The sequence below is a fragment of the Paracoccus methylovorus genome, assembly GCF_016919705.1.
Classification (GTDB): Bacteria; Pseudomonadota; Alphaproteobacteria; order Rhodobacterales; family Rhodobacteraceae; genus Paracoccus; species Paracoccus methylovorus.
Window position 1 is genome coordinate 218,494 of the sequence record NZ_CP070371.1, and the last position, 19,193, is coordinate 237,686.

Sequence of the window (19,193 nt, forward strand, 5' to 3'; positions counted from 1 at the left end):
CGACCATGACCGAGGCCCGCCCCGTCGCCACCGATCGCGCCTATCCGGCGCTCAAGCGCGAATACCCGGCCGATTTCCGGGTGGATGACAGCTATAAGGCCAGCCTGCCGGACCTGCAGAACGGCCCGGCCAGCCTGATCGTGGGCGCCCGCGCGCCGATCCAGCATGTCGGCATCTCGAACTTTCGCCTGCCGATCCGCTACCAGACGCAGGAGGGGGGCGAGATCGTGCTGGAGACCTCGGTCACCGGCACGGTCAGTCTTGAGGCCGACCGTAAGGGCATCAACATGAGCCGGATCATGCGCTCGTTCTATGCCCATGCCGAAAAGCAGTTCTCGATGGGCGTGCTGGAGGCGGCGCTGGAGGATTACAAATCCGATCTGGACAGCTTCGACGCCCGTATCCTGATGCGGCTCAGCTATCCGATGCGGGTCGAATCGCTGCGCTCGGGGCTGTCGGGCTGGCAATATTACGATATCGCGCTGGAGCTTGCGGAACGCGCCGGCCAGCGGCTGCGGATCATGCATTTCGACTATGTCTACAGTTCGACCTGCCCGTGTTCGCTGGAACTTGCCGAGCATGCCCGGCAGATGCGCGGCCAGTTGGCGACGCCGCATTCCCAGCGGTCGGTGGCCCGGATCTCGGCGGTGATGCAGGGCGATACGCTGTGGTTCGAGGATATGGTGGCGCTGTGCCGGCGGGCTGTCGCGACCGAAACGCAGGTCATGGTCAAGCGCGAGGACGAGCAGGCATTCGCCGAACTCAACGCCGCCAACCCGATCTTTGTCGAGGACGCGGTGCGCGCCTTTGCCGCCGGACTGATGGCCGAGCCCCGGATCGGCGATTTCCGTGTCGTCGCCAGCCATCAGGAATCGTTGCATTCGCATGATGCGGTCAGCGTGCTGACCCAGGGCGAGACTTTCGCACAAGCCAGTCTGGATCCCGCGATTTTCGCCGGCCTTCGGGCGTGATGCTCTGGCTCTGCTGCGGAATGGTCTGTTTCCTGATGGCCCGGCTGGCGGCAATGTGGCTTTGTCTGGGCCATCGCTATCCAGAATGGCAAGCAAGGCGGCTGGCAGAGGGGCGGGTGTCCGGTCCTCTGGCGTTCGGGATGCTGTATGCCAATCCGGTGTTCGACGGTCAGGGGTTTCTGGATTGGTTTCACCCAAGAAATCGCCGCGAACGCATCCGGCTATATGCGGTCGGCGCGGTTTTTTTGGCACTTGGCTTTCTCGTTTTTTTGGGGCTCTTCGTGTTGGTAAATGGCCTGTGAACGAAATGAGAACGACAGGCTTTCCCGAAAGCGGCTGCGGGGCTATGGTGCCGGCATGAGCAATTTCGACGACTCGGATGCCTTCGAGGCCGCAGCCGCACCGCCCGTCCCGCTTTCGCAGCGTGCCATGGGTGCGCGGCCCACGCCGTATCTGGACGGTCTGAACCCGGCGCAGCGTGATGCGGTCGAGGCGCTGGACGGGCCCGTCTTGCTGCTGGCCGGCGCCGGTACCGGCAAGACCCGCGCGCTGACTACGCGCATTGCACATCTGCTGAACCTCGGGCGGGCGCGGCCGGGGCAGATTCTGGCCGTGACCTTTACCAACAAGGCCGCGCGCGAGATGAAGAACCGCATCGGCCGCCTGTTGGGCGAGATGGTCGAGGGCATGCCGTGGCTGGGCACGTTCCACTCGATCAGCGTCAAGATCTTGCGCCGGCACGCCGAACTGATCGGCGACAGCGAGTTGCATCTGAAGCCCAGCTTTACCATTCTGGATACCGACGACCAGATCCGGTTGCTCAAGCAGTTGATTCAGGCCGAGAATATCGACGAGAAGCGCTGGCCCGCAAGGCAGCTTGCGCATCTGATCGACAGTTGGAAGAACCGCTGCCTGTCTCCGGCCAAGCTGCCCAAGGGCGAGGAGCGCGCCTTCGACGGCCTCGGTGGCCGGCTATACGCCGCCTATCAGCGCCGGCTGCTTGAACTGAACGCGGTAGATTTCGGCGACCTGCTGATGCATTGCGTCAACCTGTTTCAGGCCCACCCGGACGTGCTGCGGACCTGGCAGGACCGTTTTCGCTATATTCTCGTGGACGAGTATCAGGACACGAACGTCGCGCAATACATGTGGCTGCGGCTCTTGGCGCAGGCGCATCGCAACATCTGCTGCGTGGGCGACGACGACCAGTCGATCTATGGCTGGCGCGGTGCCGAGGTCGGCAACATCCTGCGCTTCGAGACCGATTTTCCCGGCGCGCAGGTCATCCGGCTGGAGCAGAACTATCGTTCGACCCCGCATATCCTTGCCGCTGCATCGGGGCTGATCGCGGCCAACAAGGGGCGGCTGGGCAAGACGTTGTGGACCGAGGCGGAAGACGGCGAAAAGGTCCGCCTGATCGGCCACTGGGACAGCGAGGCCGAGGCGCGCTGGATCGGCGAAGAGATCGAGGCCTTCCATGGCGGCCATCGCCACAGTATCGGGCAGCGCAGCCTGAACGACATTGCCATTCTCGTGCGCGCCTCCCACCAGATGCGGGCGTTCGAGGACCGGTTCATGACCATCGGTCTGGCCTATCGGGTGATCGGTGGCCCGCGCTTTTACGAGCGCCAAGAGATCCGCGACGCCATGGCCTATTTCCGGCTGGCGATATCGCCCACCGACGACCTGGCGTTCGAGCGCATCGTGAACGTCCCCAAGCGGGGCTTGGGCGATAAGGCGGTGCAGAAGATCCAGCTTGAGGCGCGCCAGCGCGGCCTGTCGCTGCTGGAGGGCGCGGCCTCGGCCATCGCCACGGGGGTGATTGGCGGCAAGGGCGCGGGGGCGCTGCGCCAATTCACCGAATCGATGGGGCGCTGGCATGCCGATGCGCTGGACAGTCGCGTCAACCATGTCGAACTGGCCGAACGGATCTTGGACGAATCCGGCTATACCGCCATGTGGCAGAACGACAAGTCACCCGATGCGCCGGGTCGGCTAGACAACCTGAAAGAGTTGATAAAGGCGCTGGAAGAGTTTGAAAACCTTCAGGGTTTCCTTGAGCACGTCGCGCTGGTCATGGACAATGACAAGGGTGAGCAGTCCGAAGAGGTCAGCATCATGACCCTTCATGCCGCCAAGGGCCTGGAATACCCTCTCGTCTTCCTGCCGGGGTGGGAGGACGGGCTGTTCCCCAGCCAGCGCAGCATGGATGAAAGTGGTCTGAAAGGGCTGGAGGAAGAGCGCCGCCTTGCCTATGTCGGCATCACCCGGGGCGAGGAACTGGTGACGATCAGCTTTGCCGGCAACCGCCGCATGTATGGCCAATGGCAATCCAGCCTGCCCTCGCGCTTTATCGACGAACTGCCCGAAGATCATGTCGAGGTGCTGACGCCCCCCGGCCTTTATGGCGGCGGCTATGGTGCGGCCGCGCAATCCTTCGGGCAATCCGGCATGCATGAACGGGCGGTGCAGGCGGATGTCTATAACTCTCCGGGCTGGAAGCGGATGCAGCAACGCAGTGCCGAGCGCGCACAGCCCGTGCATCGCACACCGATTGTCATCGATGCCGAACCGGCGATGCGGTTCGCCGTCGGTGATCGTGTATTTCATCAGAAATTTGGCAACGGCACGATCATGGGCATTGCCGAGGATACGCTGACAGTCGAGTTCGTGACCGGTTTCAAGACCATCAAGGCGGGCTATGTGCAGCCCGCCTCGCAAGGCGGCACGCTGGACGACGTGCCGTTCTAGAGCGCCGCGCGGACGACTTCGGTCAGTGTGGCGGTCGGTCGCCCGATCAGGCGCGACAGCGTGCGGCTGTCGTCGAACAGCGCGTCTTGGGCGGCGTCCGCATCCCAGCTTGCGATCGCGTCGGCCAGCCCTTCGGGCAAGCCCGCGCCCACCAGCGCGGCGGCATAATCGGCCTGCGTCAGGTTTTGATAGGGAACGGTCCTGCCGCTTTGCGCCGAAAGCTCGGCCGCAAGTTCGGTCAGCGTCCAGCCCTCATCCCCCGCCAATTCATAGGTTTTGCCGGCATGGTCGCCCCCTGCCAGCACCACGGCGGCGGCTTCGGCGTAATCGGCCCGCGCGGCGGCAGAGATCCGGCCCTCTCCGGCCGCACCGATCAGCGCGCCATGGGCCAGTGCCGCGGGGATCGCGCCGGTATGGTTCTCTGCATACCAGCCGTTGCGCAGGATCGTGTGGGGAATGCCCGAATCGGCCAGCATGGCCTCGGTCGTCACATGCTCATCGGCCAGCGACAGGGGCGAGCGGTCGGCATGCAGCAGGCTGGTATAGACGATCTGCCCGATGCCGGCGGCTTTGGCGGCCTCGATCACGGCGCGGTGCTGGGCTGCGCGCTTGCCGATCTCGCTTGAGGAAATCAACAGCAACCTGTCCACCCCGGCCAGCGCGGTTGCCAGCGTCTCGGGGCGGTCATAGTCGAAGGCGCGTGCGGGCACGCCCAGTTTCTCGGCTTTTTCGGGGCTGCGGGCCAGCGCGACGATCTGCCCCTCTGGCAGCAGGGTTTTCAATTTGGCGATGGTCAGGCGGCCAAGCTGGCCGGTGGCTCCGGTGACGGCGACGGTCATATCGGTTTCCTTTCGTGAATACCTTGTGCCGCCGAAGGTAGACGCCTAACTTACGAATAGTAAGAACGCACAGGAATGTTAGCGTGAAAATTATCGAGACGACCGAGAAGGGCGATCTGATGGCGGCGGAATGCCCGTCGCGCGACGTGCTGCGGCGGCTGACCGGGCGCTGGGGTATGCTGGTGCTGCGGGCGCTGGCCGGGGGGCCGCATCGCTTCAGCGCGCTGCGCAACCGCATCCGCGGCGTCAGCGAGCGGATGCTGGCGCAGACCCTTCAGGGGCTGGAGGCGGACGGCATGGTGCTGCGCCGCGATTTCCAGACCGTGCCGCCGCATGTGGAATACTCCCTGACGCCCTTGGGGCAGGAGGCCGCGTTGCGTGTCGGCGCGCTTCTGGACTGGATCGAGGATTCGTTGCCCCAGATCGCGCATGGCTGGGCGCGGGCTTGACCCGGCCGGGGCGGGGGCCTATTTCGGCCCTGCGCGGATGGCCGGATGACCGCGGCGGCAACGTCGAGGAAAGTCCGGACTCCATAAAGGTACGGTGCCGGGTAACGCCCGGCGGGGGAAACCCCAGGGAAAGCGCCACAGAGAAGAAACCGCCCATGCATGCATGGGCAAGGGTGAAACGGTGGGGTAAGAGCCCACCGCGGGGCTGGTAACAGTCCCGGCACGGCAAGCCCCACCGGGAGCAACGCCGAATAGGGACCGCGCGTCGCAAGACAGGGCTGCCTTTGCCCCAGCAGGTCCGGGTTGGCAGCTAGATCCCGTCGGTAACGGCGGGGCCAGAGGAATGGTCATCGAAGGGGGCGACCCCGGAACAAAATCCGGCTTACAGGCCATCCGCGCGATTCGTCCCTGACCTTTGCCCCGCACCGGGTAAAAATGGCTGCCCCATATTCGGGGATGGGCTATCGGGGTCAGGTATTTTCGCCGGGAACCAGCCGATTTCCGGCTGATTCCCGGTTGACTTCGCCCGCTCTGCCGCTAAAAGGCTGGCTTCAAGAGAATTCCACGGGGTCTGCGAGATGCGTTTTGCCCCGCAGCAGGAGCGAAGCACATGGCGAAGCCGACGACGATCAAGATCCGTCTGAACTCGACGGCCGGAACCGGGCATTTCTATGTCACCAAGAAAAACGCCCGCACGATGACCGAAAAAATGGCGGTCAACAAATACGATCCGGTTGTCCGCAAGCACGTCGAATACAAGGAAGGCAAGATCAAGTAAGATCTGCCTTTGACGGAAACGTTTTGGAACCGCGCCTTGCAAAAGGCGCGGTTTCCGCTTGTGCGTATTACAACTGCGCGGTGCGTGCAGAACTGCCGCAGATCTTTGTCTTTACGGATTTCCCGGCGGAAACCGTATCCGCTTGCCCTGCACATGCCTTAGTGGAAATCCCGCGATTTCGGCAGGATGCGCACTTGTCGCGGATGGCCGGGGCGGGGTTGGGGCAGCTTGGCGGGCGCCTCTCCGGCCAGGCGCAACAACGCGTCCGAACGGTCGCCCAGCCAATGCGCGACGATATGGGTCACATTCTCGGCGCGCTGGATCTGGCCATGCACCTCCAGCAGGCGGGCGGTCATCGCGACCTTGCGGAAACGCTCGAATGTCTTTTGCCAGATCACCAGATTTGCCACTCCGGTTTCATCCTCAAGCGTGATGAAACAGGTGCCCTTGGCGCTGCCCGGGCGCTGGCGTACCAGCACGATACCGGCCATGCGCAGCGCAGCGCCGCTCGTCAGTTGGGCCATTCCGGCTGCCGAAACATAACCCTGCGCCGTCAGGCTGCGCCGCAAAAAACGCATGGGATGGGCCTTCAGCGACAGGCGCAGCGTCTGGTAATCGGCGGTGACGTGTTCGCACAAGGGCATGGCGGGCAGGGTAACGGTGGGCTCGGCCCCTTCGTCTTGGTGTCCGAACAGCGGCAGTTCCGGCGCGTCGCGCAAGGCGCGCGCCTGCCAGAGCCCCGCCCGCCGGTCCAGCCCCATCGAGCGTAAGCCGTCCGCCGCCGCGATCACCCGGATGGCGCGGGCATCAAGCTGGGTACGAGCCTTCAACTGGGCCAGATCGGCATATGGTTCGGCCCGTGCCTTCGTGATGCGCTCGGCCTGCGTTTTGGACAAGCCGTCGATCTGGCGCAGGCCAAGACGCAGGGCAAAACAGCCATTGCAAGGTTCCAATGTATTGTCCCATTCGCTGATGTTCACATCGACCGGCAGCACGGTGACGCCGTGGTCGCGCACGTCGCGCACGATCTGGGCCGGGGCGTAGAAGCCCATCGGCTGGCTGTTCAGAAGCGCCGCTGCGAAGGCGGCCGGGTGATGGCATTTCAGCCATGCCGAGACATAGGCCAGATGCGCAAAGGCCGCCGCATGGCTTTCGGGAAAGCCGTAATCGCCGAAACCCTTGATCTGGTTGAAGCAACGCTCGGCAAAGTCCCGGTCATAGCCGCGTTCGACCATTTTGCCGACCATCTTGCCCTGCAACTCTCCTATCGTGCCGCGCGAGCGGAAGGTGGCCATGGCCTTGCGCAGATCGTCCACCTCCTGCGGGGTGAACTGCGCGGCGACCATGGCAATCTTCATCGCCTGTTCCTGAAAGATAGGCACGCCTTCGGTGCGGAAGAGGATATTTTTCAACTCGTCCGGGTCGCCGTCCTTGGGGCGCGGATAGTCGACTGTTTCCTGCCCATTGCGGCGACGCAGATAGGGATGAACCATGTTGCCCTGAATTGGGCCGGGGCGGACGATGGCGACCTGGATCACCAAGTCGTAGAACTTTTCGGGCTTCAGTCGCGGAAGCATGGCCATTTGCGCCCGGCTTTCGACCTGGAAGGAGCCGATACTGTCGCCCCGGCACAGCATGGCGTAGGTTTCCGCATCGTCCTCGTGGAAATCTGAAAGCGTCAACGCCTTGCCGTAATGCGTTTCGATCAACGCAAAGCATTTGCGGATGCAGGTCAGCATCCCCAGCGCCAGCACATCGACCTTGAGGATGTGCAATTCGTCGATGTCGTCCTTGTCCCATTCGATAAAGCTGCGCTCGGGCATGGCGGCATTGCCGATGGGGACGGTTTCCGACAGTGGCCCTTCGGTCAGGACGAATCCGCCCACATGCTGCGACAGGTGGCGCGGCATGCCGATCATCTCTTCCGCCAGCTTTACCGTGCGGCTCATCAGCGGGTCCTTCAGGTCGAGCCCCGCCTGACCGGTGTCGGCGGCCGACATGTCCTGGCCCCAACTGCCCCAGACCGTGTTGGCCAGCGCCGAGGTAACGTCTTCGGACAGGCCCATGACCTTGCCGACCTCGCGGATGGCGCTGCGGGGACGGTAATGGATCACCGTGGCGCAAAGGCCGGCGCGGTGGCGGCCATATCGCCTGTAGATGTGCTGGATGACTTCTTCGCGCCGTTCATGTTCGAAATCCACGTCGATGTCGGGCGGTTCCTTGCGGTTCTGGCTGATGAAACGCTCGAACAGCAGGTCGTGGACGTCGGGATCGACAGGGGTGATGCCCAGCACATAGCAGACCGCCGAATTCGCCGCCGAGCCGCGGCCCTGATGCAGGATGCTTTTGCTTTCGGCGTAACGGACGATCTCGTGAATGGTCAGGAAATATTGGGCGATCTTCTTTTCGCCGATCAGCGCCAGTTCCTTTTTCAGCGTGGCATGGACCTTGGGCGAAATGCCTGCCGGATAGCGCGCATGGGCGCGGCGCCAGGTCAGGTTTTCCAGATGCTGCTGCGGGGTCAGGCCCGGCGGCACGCTTTCGCGGGGGTATTCGTATTGCAGTTCATCCAGCGAAAAGTGACAGCTATCGGCGATCTCGCGGCTGGCGCGGATGGCATGGGGCCAGTCGGCGAAAAGCTGGATCATCTGGGCGGGCGGTTTCAGATGCCGCTCGGCATTCTGCGCCAGCCGCAGCCCCGCTTGGGCGATGGTGGTCCCTTCGCGGATACAGGTCATCACATCCTGCAAGGGGCGGCGTTCGGGCGCATGGTAATGCACGTCGTTGATGGCGACGATAGAGAGCCCCGCCGCCCGTGCTGCCCGGTCCAGCCGGTTGATCCGCGCCCGGTCGTCGCCGCGATATAGCCAGCTTGCCGCGACATGGGAAAGCTGCGGCAGGCGGACGGCCAGACCGGGCAGGGGCGACAGGTCGGTGCCGGGCAACCAGATCAGCCGCATCCCCTGCGCATGTGCGGCCAGATCGTCAAGGTTCAGGTCGCAGCGGCCCTTTTTCTGCCATTTTCCGTCAAGGTCCTCTCGCCGTCCCTTGGTGATCAACGAGGCAAGCCGGCCATAGGCCGCGCGGTCGGTTGGATAGGCCAGAAAGCCCGAGCCGTCGGCTAGCACGATCCGTGCCCCGATCAGCGGGCGGAGGCGCAGTTTTTTCGCCGTGGCATGCAGCCGAACCACGCCCGCAAGGCTGTTCAGATCCGTGATCCCCAGCGCATCATAGCCATGACGATATGCTGCCAGCGCCAGTTCGCGCGGATGCGAGGCGCCAAGCAGAAAGCTGAAGGCGCTGGTGACCGCCAGTTCGACGTAATCCGAGGGCGGGTTCGGCTGTTCGACCGCGGGCAGCAGGACCTCGGGCTGGGCATGACGGTCGGGCATCAGGCAAAAATCCCGTGCAGGAACCAGCGCGGCAACCCGCCGCGACCGTCATGGACCAGCCCTTCGCGATAGATCCACAGCCGCAGCCCGCTTTCATCCTCGATGCGGAAATAGTCGCGCAACCTTGTGCCCGGTCGGTCACGCCACCATTCGGGGGCGATGCGTTCCGGGCCTGCATGGCGGGTGACGTGCAGGGTCTGCCGCCGCCAGATGAAATGCGCGGGCGGCCCTTCGGGAATGGCGTAAAGCACGCGGATCTCTTCGGGTGGGGTCAGCAGGCGGATCGGACGGTCCGGCCGGGCAAGTGGGACAGGGGCCTTGGCCAGCGGCGGGCCGGGGGTCTCGGTGCGTTCGGGGATATGGCTTTCCTGCGGCAGCGGACGGCTGATTGCACCCGTGCCAAAGCGTGCCGCAAGCCGGTCCACCAGCCGCTCCAGCGCGACGCCTTGAGGAACGGCACCATCAAGACCGGGCTGGGCGGATTTCAGCGGCTCGACCGCCTCGGCGGCAAGCCGGATCAGGTCAAAGCCATAGCCGGGGTCCAGCCGCTCCAGCCGGCCGTCGAACAGGCGCAGCAGATGGGCTGGGTCGCGCGCAGGGGCGGCCATGGCGACGCGGATGTCGCGCCGTTCGCCATCGACGCGAAAGACCGACAGGCACAGCCGCCGGCACCCGCGATCCGCCGCCGCCATTTGCGCGCAAAGATTGCCCATCAGGCCCGGCAGCCAGTCGGATGGGTCGATGACTGGTTCGGCCAGCCGGGCCTCGGCGGCGAATTCAGGGGCGGGTTCGGGCGCATCCAGCGGCTCTGGCGCGCGTCCCAGCGCCTGATCCAGACGGATCAGCGGATTGTCCTGTGCCTCGGCCCGGGCAAAGCGGCGCATCAGCGACAGGCGCGGCAGCCCTGCGAGGTTGCCGATGGTCTTGAGACCCAGCCGACGAAGCAAAAGCAGGGTTTCCCCGGACAGACGCAACCCCGCGACGGGCAGAGGGGCAAGCATGGGCAAGGGATCGGTGCAGATCGCACGTTCGGGGCCGAAACGCGCCAGCGCCCAGGCTGCGCCGCGCGTGGGTGCCAATGCCAGTCCTGCGGTCAGCCCGGCGCGGGCAAAACCGGACCGGATACTGGTCAGCAGCGCGGCTTCGCCGCCGAAAAGATGCGCAACGCCGGTGGTGTCGAGGATGATGCCGTCCCCGCCATCCGGTGTGCTGAACGGCCCCCATTGTCGCGCCCAGAAGGCTAGCCGCGCCAGCCTTTCCGCATCGCGGTCGGGCTCGGCCGGTTCAAGACGCATGTTGGGGCAGATGGCGCGGATATCCACCGCGCGCGCGCCGATCCGTGCGCCGGCCAGTTCGGCGGTGCGGTTTGCGGCATGGATGATCGGTCCATGCGGGCCGGGCGCGGCCAGCGCCAGCGGGAGATCCTCAGGCCATGCGTCGCCCCGGCGTGCCGCGCGCATCAGCCAGCTCTCGATCGCGAGGCGGGGCAGAGAAATCGAGACGATCCGCCGCCCGGTCATGGCGCACGATCCAGGTCGAGGGCGGCTGGCCGCGTGCCCGAAACAGCTCGGCCAGCCAGCGCGGATCGCCGGGCGCCTGTGAATCGTCGGGATTTGCGGCCGAGGGCAGTGGCGCCAATCGCCAACGCATCCGTGCCGCGCTGGCTTCTGGGGCTGTGGCGTGGCGGATCAGCCAGCACGGCAGGCCCGCCGTTTCGGCCCGTAAGGCAAGACGCCGGCTGGCGGTAAAGCTCAGTGCCGGGGCGGGACCATGGATTTCGCCCACCACGGCGGCAAGGGCGCGGCTTTGCAGCCCATCCTCCAGCGCGGCCAGCACATCGGCGGGGCGCGTCAGGTCCAGCCGCAGCAAATCCCGCCCGGTTCCGGGCAGGAAGGGGGTGCCGAATTCGATCCGACTCAGCCGGTCCTGAACCCACATAATCCGTCCGGGCGGCAGGGTGGCCAGCACGAATCCGGCGGCCGCGCCGGCCAATGGTCGGGTGTCGAAGGCTTCGGACAGGGACGGCGCGGTCGGTTCCGGCACCGCAGGGACCGGCGCCCGTCCGAAAGGCGCCAGTCCGAAGGGGAAAGGGCAAGCGGACATGGTGAGACCAGTTTGTTCTGTATTTGTTCTTATTCCAGCCCTGCAGATTCGTCAATCGCGGTGTGGGGCAGTGCTGGTGGCCCTTAGGCCAGCTCTTCCAGCGCCAAGGCGATCCGCCGGATTCCCTCGGGGATGCGCTCGGCCGAGATCGAGGAATAGGCGAGGCGAAAGAAGCCCCTTCCCAACGCGGGGACGGCGAAAAAGGGTGCGCCCGGCTCGATCAGCACCTCGCGCGACTTGAGCCGCGCGGCGAGTTCACCGGAATCCACCCCTTGGGGCGTGGCCAGCCAGAAGCTGGAACCGCCGGTCGCCTCGGGTGAGGCGAGTTGCAGCCCCTCGCGTGCGATGGCAGCCAGCATGACTTCGCGCCGCCGGGCATAGGCGCGGCGCATGCGGTTCGCCTGCGCGTCGTAATGGCCAAGCGACAGGAAATGCGCCAATGTCCGCTGCATATGGCCGGGCGGGTGACGCAGCACCATGCCGCGCAGCGCCCGTGCCTCGGCGATGAAGCGCGGATCGCCCACCACATAGCCAAGCCGCACGCCGGGAAAGACCGATTTCGAAAACGAGCCGATGTAGATTACCGCACCCGCCCGGTCGATGGCCTTCAGCGCGGGCGAAGGCGCACGGGCAAAGGACATCTCGAATTCATAGTCATCCTCGACCACCGCGAAACCTTGCGTCTGGGCGCGCGCCAAAAGCTCCTTGCGGCGCGACAGCGGCATGGTGGAATTGGTCGGGCATTGATGGCTGGCCGTGGTGAACACCGCCGAGACGCCGGGCGGAATGGCGTCGGGCGGCAGGCCGCGCATATCGACCGGGACCGGCAGGATGCGGGCCCGGCTGGCCAACAGGATCTCGCGCTGGCCGGGATAGGAAGGGTCCTCGACGGCGCAAGAGGCGCCGGGGCGCAGCAGCACCTGCGTCACCAGCCACAGCGCGTTCTGCGCGCCCATGGTCAGCAGGATCTCGTCGGGTCCGGCGCTGATGCCGCGCCGGGGCAGGATCTGGCGGGCGATGTGATCGACCAGTTCGGAATCGTCGGCGTCGTAAAGATCGCCGGTGACGGAATCGAACTCGCGCCGACCCAGCGTGCGCATGGCACAGTCGCGCCAGGCAGCGTGATCGACCAGCGCCGGATCGGCCTGGCCATAGACGAAGGGATAGGCAAAGCCCCGCCAGTCGCGTTCGCGGTCTGTGCGCTGCGCGCGGGCAAAGCGGCCCTCCAACTGGCGGCCCCAGTCAAAGCGCGGGGTATCAGAGGCGGGCGGCTCGGCCTCGAGCCGCCGCTCGATGGAATCCGAGATAAAATGGCCAGAGCGGTCGCGGCTGGTCAGGTAATCGGTCGAAACGAGTTCTGCAAAAGCCTGCGCCACCGTTACCCGCGCCACGCCCAGATGTCCGGCCAGCGCCCGGGTCGAGGGCAGTTTTTCACCGGCGCGGAACCGCCCCGCCGTCACCGATGCGATGATCTGACGGCGAAGCTGGACCTGCAGGGGCAGGCCGGCGGCATGGTCCAGAAAAAAGGCGTCGGGGGGAATCGGCATGAGATGATCCGCGGCGGCATTCAGGGTCCATCAGTTCCCCGAATGCCGTCGCGGATCAAGGGTCAGCCGAACACGCTGCTCAGTGCACGGTCGATGGTGTCGGTGATGCGGTCGATGTCGTCGGCGGTGGCGATCAGCGCCGGCGACAGGCACAGCGTATTGTTCATCCCGGGCAACGAGCGGTTGGTCGCGCCGATGATGACGCTCTGCGCCAGACATTCGGCAACCACGGCCTGCACCTGTTTTTCGTCCGCAGGCTCGCGGGACTTGCGGTCCGAAACCAGCTCGGCGCCGCAGAACAGGCCCTTGCCTCGCACGTCGCCGATGACCTTGTGCTTTTCCATCAGCGCGTTGAGGTTGGCCAGCACCCGTTCGCCCATGGCGGTGGTGTTGGCCAGCAGGTCCTCGTCCTCGATGATGCGCATGTTCTCGATCGCCGCGACCGGGCCGGCGGTGCAGCCGCCAAAGGTCGAGATGTCGCGGAAAAAGCTCATCCCGTCCTGGGGCTTGTCCTTGAACATTTCAAAGACGCGCTCGGTGGTGACGGTGCAGGAGATCGCGGCGTAGCCCGAGGCGACACCCTTGGCCATGGTCACGAAATCCGGCTCGATCCCGTATTGCTGATAACCGAACCAGGTGCCGGTGCGGCCCAGCCCGCAGACCACTTCGTCGATATGCAGCAGGATATCGTATTTGCGGCAGATCTCTTGCACGCGCTGCCAATAGCCTTCGGGCGGGGTGATGACGCCGCCGCCTGCGGTGACCGGCTCCAGCACGATGGCGCCGACGGTATCGGGGCCTTCGCGCAGGATCACCTCTTCTATGGCGTCGGCGGCGCGTTCGCCGTAGTTTTCCACATCCCATTGCTTGCGGTATTCAAGACAATGCGGCACGCGGATGAAACCGTCCGGATAGGGGCCATATTGCATTGCGCGCTGGTCCTGACCCGAGGTGGCCAAGGTCCCGATGGTGGTGCCGTGATAGTCGCGGTCGCGGTAAAGGATCTTCCACTTCTTGCCGCCGTGATGGCTGGCCGCGATCTGGCGCACCATCTTGTAGACCTTCTCGTTCGCCTCGGAGCCCGAGTTCGAATAATACACCCGGCTCATGCCCGGCATCTTTTCGATCAGCTTCTGGGCAAAGATCGCGCCCGGCACCGTGCCAGCGGCACCCGCGTAATAGTTCAGCTTGATAAGCTGGTCGCGGATCGCGTTGGCGATGCTTTCGCGGCCATAGCCGACGTTGACGGTCCAGACGCCGCCCGAGACGGCATCAAGGAATTCGCGCCCCGTGGCATCCCACAGCCGCATGCCTTTGCCTTCGACAAAGACGCGGGGGTCGATGGTTTCGTATTGCTTGTGCTGGCTGAGATGGTGCCAGACATGGGCGCGGTCGGCCTCGACCACATGCGACATGTCATTGGCGTTCAGATCAAGCGTCATGGCCGGACTCCTGCTGGTAAAAGGGCTTCTCCCTGACTGCGCCCGAACGGGGCAAAGAGATAGAGCCAGATTGTAGCCATAGATGGGGCCAGTTGTATGGAACCCGGATCGAATCAGTGGGATTTCATGCGAACATGTCAGATTCTCCCGCTGCCGTTTCTGCAGGCGCGAAAGCGTCGCTGCGCCGCAAAAACAAGCAATGCACTGTTTTACAATATAAAAATTTACCGCTTACCAAGAAGCTGCTTGTAGACAGATAATCCTATCTATCCGTATAGTTTGGAAAGTTGCCTCCCCAGAAGATCAATGCAACGCAAACAACAGGGTTTCCCATGATCAATCGTCGTCGCTTCCTGACCACATCCACGCTGGCTGCGGCCTCGCTCGCTGCGCCGGGTCTTGTCACTCGTGCTTTCGCTGCTGGTGAGGCGTTGAAGATCGGCGTGCCGGTGCCGATTTCCGGCGCGTTCGCGGCCAATGGCAAATTCGCCACTATCGGCGCAGTGCTGGCCGCAGAAGAGATCGCAGCCGCGCATGGCGTACAGGTCTCGACCCTTGACCTCGATACCGAGGGCAAGCCGGCCACCGCCGTGCGCAAGGTGCAGGACGCACTGGCGCAAGACGGGGTCAAGCTTTTCGCCGGCGGCATCCTGTCGTCGGAATCGCTTGCTATGGGCAAAGAGATCGAACGCGGCGGCGGTGCCTTCATGACGACGGCGGGGGCGGACGAGATCACCGGCGTCGATTGCAACAGGGCCACCTTCCGCTGGTCGGTGCCGACCTATGGCGCGATCAACGAGACGGTCCGCCCGATCATCGACGCGCTGCCCGATGCGAAAAAATGGTATACGATCACCCCGCAATATGTCTTTGGCGACGGACTGCTGAACGCGGCCAAGGATGTCTTTGCCGAAAAGGGCATCGAGCATGTCGGCAACAGCTATCATTCGCTGACCGACAAGGAATTCTCGGGCTACCTGACCAACGCCATCGCCGCCCAGCCGGATGTGCTCTTGCTGCTGAACTTTGGCGCGCAAAGCTCTGACACGCTGCGGCAGGCGGTCAGCTTTGGCCTCAAGGAGCGCATGACCATCGTCGTCGCCTGGGCCTCGGGGCTGGAGCAGTTCGAGGCGTTGGGGCCGGACATCTGCGAAGGCGTCTATTTCGGCGCGCAATACTGGCACGGGGCCGATACGCCGCTGAATCGCGAACTGGTGGCCAAGGTGCAGGAAAAGCACGGCTTCAACCCGAACTATTCCTTTGCGGGCTCATACATCTGCGCCAAGCTGCTGCTGGAGGCGGCGGTCAAGGCCGGCTCGCCCGAGGGTCCCGGCGTCTCGGCCGCCTTGGGCGGACTGAAATACGAGGGCCTGACCGGCCCGGAAGAAATCCGCGCCGCCGACAATCAGGTCATCAAGGATTACTACCTGCTCAAGGGCAAGGCCAAGGCCGACATGGCCGACAAGGACGATTACGCCGAGATCATCAGCGCCGGCAAATCGTTCCTGTCGCCCGAGGATGCCGGCTGCAAGATGCCCGCCTGAACCCCCGCCTGCCCGCGCGGGCCGCATGTCCGCGCGGGGCCTTTTCGCCCGGTTTCAGGAGAAGCTCGTGATCTACCTTTTCCAGGTTCTGAACGGCATCGGTCTGGGGATGCTGTATTTCCTGCTTGCGGTCGGCCTAAGCGTCATCTTCGGCCTGCTGCAATTCGTGAACTTTGCCCATGGCGCCTTTTATCTGCTGGGCGCCTATCTGACCTATGACCTGACCATGCGCGGCTTCAACTTTTGGGCCGCCATGCCGCTGGCCACGCTGATCGTCGCCGGCGTTGCCGCGCTGATCGAGGCGCTGCTGCTGCATCGCATCTACAAGCTGCCGCATACCTTCCACATTCTGGTGACGGTCGGGCTTGCGCTGGTCATCCAGGAGCTTGCGATCATCGCATGGGGGCCGTTGGGCGGCTCGGTGCCTGCGCCTGCGGGGCTGCAGGGCGTCGTCATCCTGGGCGATTTCATCTATCCGCAATACCGCCTGTTCACCATCGGCTTCACCGCCGTTCTGGCCGGGCTGCTGTGGTGGCTGCTGGAAGGGACACGTCTGGGCGCCATCGTTCGCGGCGGTTCGGAATCGCCGGCGAACATGGCGCTGCTGGGCTATAACACCATGCGCATCAACACGGTGGTCTTCGGCTTTGGCGCCGGGCTTGCAGGGCTGGCGGGGGCGCTTGCGGCGCCGATCCGGGGTGTCGAGCCCTTCATGGGGGCCGAGGCGCTGTCCGTCGCCTTCGTCGTCGTCGTGATCGGCGGCATGGGCAGCTATACCGGCGCGCTTGTCGCGGGCTTGCTGGTCGGCGTGGTGCAAAGCGTCATGACGACCCTGTGGCCCGAGGGCGCACGTCTGATGATCTATGTCGGCATGGCGCTGGTTATCGCGCTGATGCCGCGCGGCCTGTTGGGGAGGGCATAGGCGATGAACCCGCTTGATAAACCTTTCGCACAGCTTGCACTGGTGGTGCTGACAGTCGCGGTGTTGCCGATGTTTCTGACCTCGGGCATCCTTGCGACCGAAATCCTGATCTTTGCCATGGTCGTTGCGGCCTGCAACCTGCTGCTGGGCTATACGGGGCTGCTGTCCTTTGGTCAGGGCATCTTCTTCGGCATCGGCACCTACGCGGCGGGCATCTGCCTGACGCGCTGGTCCATTCCGGTGCCGCTGGTGCTGGCCGGCGCCGCCCTGCTGGGCGCGGCCACGGCCACGCTGGTCGGCTGGCTGTCGATCCGCCGGCAAGGGGTGTATTTCGTCATGCTGACGCTGGCCTTCTCGCAACTGTTCTACTTCATGGCCTATACGTTCAGCGGCCTGACCGGCGGCGACAATGGCCTGCTGGGCGTTCCGCGCCCCAGTATCGGCGGAACGGTCCTGAACGCGCCCTGGTCCTATTACACCTATGTCGCGATCTGCTTCGTGGCGATCTTCGCGATCCTTGTCATGGTCACGCAATCGACCTTTGGCCGCACCCTGCTTGCTATCCGCGAGAACGAGGGCCGCGCCGCCGCCATCGGCTTTCCGACCAGGCTGTTCAAGATCGAGGCATTCGCTATCTCGGGTGCGGTCACGGCATTCGGCGGTGCGCTGCATGCCATGCTGATCGGCGTCGCGCCCTTGTCGAACATCGAATACCACACCAGCGAGATGATCCTGATCATGACCATCATCGGCGGCAGCTCCAGCCTGTTCGGCTCGGTGCTGGGGGCGGGGTTCTACCTGCTGCTGGCCGATACGCTTTCCACCATCTGGCCGCGCTGGCTGCTGCTGCTGGGTCTGGTGCTGGTCACGGTGGCGCTGTTCCTGCAACGCGGTCTGTGGGGTCTGGTCGAGCGGGGCTATGACCTGATCTTCCGCCGCGACCGCGCGCCCGACACCCCGGTCGAGGAGCCCTGAGATGACCGACATCGCATTGCAGACCCACGGCCTTGGGGTCAAATACGGAAACTTCCACGCGCTGGCCGAGGTGGACCTGTCGATCCGCCGCAACTCGGTCCATTCGATCATCGGTCCGAACGGGGCGGGCAAGACCACGCTGTTTCACGCACTGACCGGGCGGGTACGGGCGTCCTCGGGGCGGATCGAACTGGATGGGCGCGACATCACCGCGACCAGTGACGACGACCGGGTGCGGTTGGGGATCGCCCGGTCCTTTCAGGTCACCAGCCTGTTCCCGAACCTGACGCTGCGCGAGAACCTGCGCCTTGCCGCGCAGGGTCGCACGCCGTGGCAGGCTCTGGCGCCATGGCGGCGGGCCGAGGCGAACACCGAGACGCTTTCGATCGCCGATGAGGTGACTGAACGTCTGGCGCTTGGCGCCGTCTCGGGCCGGCTGGCGGGCGAGCTGTCGCACGGCCAGCAGCGCCGGCTGGAGGTCGGTATGGCCATGGCGGCGCGACCGCGTGTCATCTTGTTGGACGAGCCGACATCGGGCATGGGCATCGACGATATCGAGGCGATGAAGCAACTGATCCGCGACCTGGGCCGCGATCACACCGTGCTGTTCATTGAACATAACATGGGCATCGTCATGAACATCTCGGATATGGTGACGGTGATGCGGCTGGGTCGCAAGCTGGTCGAGGGACCGCCCGCCCAGGTTCGCGACGACCCCGAGGTGCAGCGCGCCTATCTGGGCAACATGATCACGGGGGACATCGCATGACGCCGGCTTTGCGACTGACCGATCTGCACAGCTATTACGGGAAAAGCCACATCCTTCAGGGCGTCACGCTGGAGGTCGGGCAGGGCGAGATCGTCACCCTGCTGGGCCGCAACGGGGCGGGGAAAAGCACTACCCTGAAATCCGCCGTGGGCCTGATCACGCCGCGACGTGGCCGGGTCGAGCTTGAGGGGCGCGACATGACCGGCCAACCGGCGCATCGCATCGCCTCGGCCGGGTTGTCGCTGGTGCCCGAGGATCGGGGCATCTTCCAACTGCTGACGGTCGAGGAAAACCTGCGCATCGCGGTACGCCGCGGCTCGCCGTGGTCGATCAAGGATATCTACCGCATCTTTCCGCGGCTGGAAGAGCGCAGGAAGAACGGCGGCGGCCAGCTTTCCGGGGGCGAGCAGCAGATGCTGTCCATCGCCCGGGCGTTGCTGAATGGCCCCAAGGTGCTGATGCTGGACGAGCCGGTCGAGGGGCTGGCCCCGATCATCGTCGAAGAGATTGTCGACCAGATCCGCCTGATCCGCAAAGCGGGCGTGCCGATCCTGCTGGTCGAGCAGAACCTTGCCGTTTGCAGTCAACTTGCCGACCGGCATTACATCCTGGAACTGGGCCAGATCGTGCATTGTGCCACGGCCGATCAGTTCCGCAGCGACCCCGATACCATCGACCGCTATCTGGGCGTGAAGGCATGAAGGAAACCAC

15 protein-coding genes, 1 other RNA gene and 1 pseudogene are annotated in these 19,193 nt (G+C 64.6%); 11 read left to right on the forward strand and 6 right to left on the reverse strand.

What is annotated here, in order from left to right:
* Window positions 1–41: 41 nt before the first annotated feature.
* From folE2 to JWJ88_RS14235, 3 genes and pseudogenes are all read left to right on the forward strand, one after another.
* A pseudogene (folE2, locus tag JWJ88_RS14225) lies at window positions 42–971 on the forward strand (GTP cyclohydrolase FolE2); the annotation flags it as partial.
* Window positions 972–1,006: 35 nt separating this feature from the next.
* Window positions 1,007–1,273, forward strand: a complete 267-nt coding sequence (locus JWJ88_RS14230; RefSeq protein WP_205296447.1) for a hypothetical protein — start codon at window positions 1,007–1,009, stop codon at window positions 1,271–1,273.
* Window positions 1,274–1,328: 55 nt separating this feature from the next.
* Window positions 1,329–3,722: an ATP-dependent helicase gene (locus tag JWJ88_RS14235; RefSeq protein ID WP_205296448.1), complete on the forward strand. Its 2,394-nt coding sequence runs from the start codon at window positions 1,329–1,331 to the stop codon at window positions 3,720–3,722.
* On the opposite strand, the gene JWJ88_RS14240 is transcribed toward JWJ88_RS14235, so the two are convergent.
* Entirely contained in the window at window positions 3,719–4,561 is an 843-nt protein-coding gene (locus JWJ88_RS14240) for an SDR family oxidoreductase (RefSeq protein WP_205296449.1), read from the reverse strand. The two genes, JWJ88_RS14235 and JWJ88_RS14240, sit on opposite strands and share 4 nt — an antisense overlap.
* A 119-nt stretch (window positions 4,562–4,680) precedes the next feature.
* Between JWJ88_RS14240 and JWJ88_RS14245 the strand changes: the two genes are divergently transcribed.
* The 3 genes from JWJ88_RS14245 (at window position 4,681) to rpmG (ending at window position 5,788) form a co-directional block, all read left to right on the forward strand.
* Window positions 4,681–5,010 carry a winged helix-turn-helix transcriptional regulator gene (locus tag JWJ88_RS14245; protein ID WP_205296856.1) on the forward strand — a complete coding sequence of 110 codons (330 nt, stop codon included), beginning with the start codon at window positions 4,681–4,683 and terminating at the stop codon, window positions 5,008–5,010.
* Window positions 5,011–5,043: 33 nt separating this feature from the next.
* An RNA gene (rnpB, locus tag JWJ88_RS14250) (RNase P RNA component class A) lies at window positions 5,044–5,411 on the forward strand.
* Between the two features lie 209 nt (window positions 5,412–5,620).
* Window positions 5,621–5,788 (forward strand): 50S ribosomal protein L33, encoded by a 168-nt coding sequence (gene rpmG / locus JWJ88_RS14255; protein ID WP_028719409.1) that lies wholly within the window; start codon window positions 5,621–5,623, stop codon window positions 5,786–5,788.
* A gap of 158 nt (window positions 5,789–5,946) precedes the next feature.
* Here the strand turns inward: rpmG and JWJ88_RS14260 are convergent, their stop codons facing one another.
* The 5 genes from JWJ88_RS14260 to tpa form a co-directional block, all read right to left on the reverse strand.
* Entirely contained in the window at window positions 5,947–9,180 is a 3,234-nt protein-coding gene (locus JWJ88_RS14260; protein ID WP_205296450.1) for an error-prone DNA polymerase, read from the reverse strand.
* On the reverse strand, window positions 9,180–10,700 hold the full coding sequence (locus tag JWJ88_RS14265) for a Y-family DNA polymerase (protein WP_205296451.1): 1,521 nt from the start codon (window positions 10,698–10,700) through the stop codon (window positions 9,180–9,182). The genes JWJ88_RS14260 and JWJ88_RS14265 overlap by 1 nt, the downstream gene beginning before the upstream one ends.
* The gene (locus tag JWJ88_RS14270; RefSeq protein ID WP_205296452.1) at window positions 10,606–11,283 is read right to left on the reverse strand and encodes an ImuA family protein; all 678 of its coding nucleotides are present in this window, start codon (window positions 11,281–11,283) and stop codon (window positions 10,606–10,608) included. Before JWJ88_RS14270 ends, JWJ88_RS14265 begins: the two co-directional genes overlap by 95 nt.
* An 83-nt stretch (window positions 11,284–11,366) precedes the next feature.
* Complete coding sequence (gene pdxR / locus JWJ88_RS14275; RefSeq protein WP_205296453.1) at window positions 11,367–12,830, reverse strand: MocR-like pyridoxine biosynthesis transcription factor PdxR; 1,464 nt, start codon at window positions 12,828–12,830, stop codon at window positions 11,367–11,369.
* A 62-nt stretch (window positions 12,831–12,892) separates the two neighbouring features.
* Window positions 12,893–14,272 carry a hypotaurine--pyruvate aminotransferase Tpa gene (gene tpa / locus JWJ88_RS14280; RefSeq protein ID WP_205296454.1) on the reverse strand — a complete coding sequence of 460 codons (1,380 nt, stop codon included), beginning with the start codon at window positions 14,270–14,272 and terminating at the stop codon, window positions 12,893–12,895.
* Between the two features lie 332 nt (window positions 14,273–14,604).
* Between tpa and JWJ88_RS14285 the strand changes: the two genes are divergently transcribed.
* The 5 genes from JWJ88_RS14285 to JWJ88_RS14305 all read left to right on the forward strand — a co-directional run bounded on the left by JWJ88_RS14285 (window position 14,605) and on the right by JWJ88_RS14305 (window position 19,183).
* A complete protein-coding gene (locus JWJ88_RS14285; RefSeq protein ID WP_205296455.1) occupies window positions 14,605–15,816 on the forward strand; it encodes an ABC transporter substrate-binding protein in 1,212 nt (403 codons plus the stop codon).
* Between the two features lie 67 nt (window positions 15,817–15,883).
* The gene (locus JWJ88_RS14290; protein ID WP_205296456.1) at window positions 15,884–16,738 is read left to right on the forward strand and encodes a branched-chain amino acid ABC transporter permease; all 855 of its coding nucleotides are present in this window, start codon (window positions 15,884–15,886) and stop codon (window positions 16,736–16,738) included.
* Window positions 16,739–16,741: 3 nt separating this feature from the next.
* Window positions 16,742–17,713, forward strand: a complete 972-nt coding sequence (locus tag JWJ88_RS14295) for a branched-chain amino acid ABC transporter permease (protein ID WP_205296457.1) — start codon at window positions 16,742–16,744, stop codon at window positions 17,711–17,713.
* 1 nt (window position 17,714) lies between these two features.
* On the forward strand, window positions 17,715–18,482 hold the full coding sequence (locus JWJ88_RS14300; protein WP_205296458.1) for an ABC transporter ATP-binding protein: 768 nt from the start codon (window positions 17,715–17,717) through the stop codon (window positions 18,480–18,482).
* Complete coding sequence (locus JWJ88_RS14305; RefSeq protein ID WP_205296459.1) at window positions 18,479–19,183, forward strand: ABC transporter ATP-binding protein; 705 nt, start codon at window positions 18,479–18,481, stop codon at window positions 19,181–19,183. The genes JWJ88_RS14300 and JWJ88_RS14305 overlap by 4 nt, the downstream gene beginning before the upstream one ends.
* Window positions 19,184–19,193: the final 10 nt, after the last annotated feature.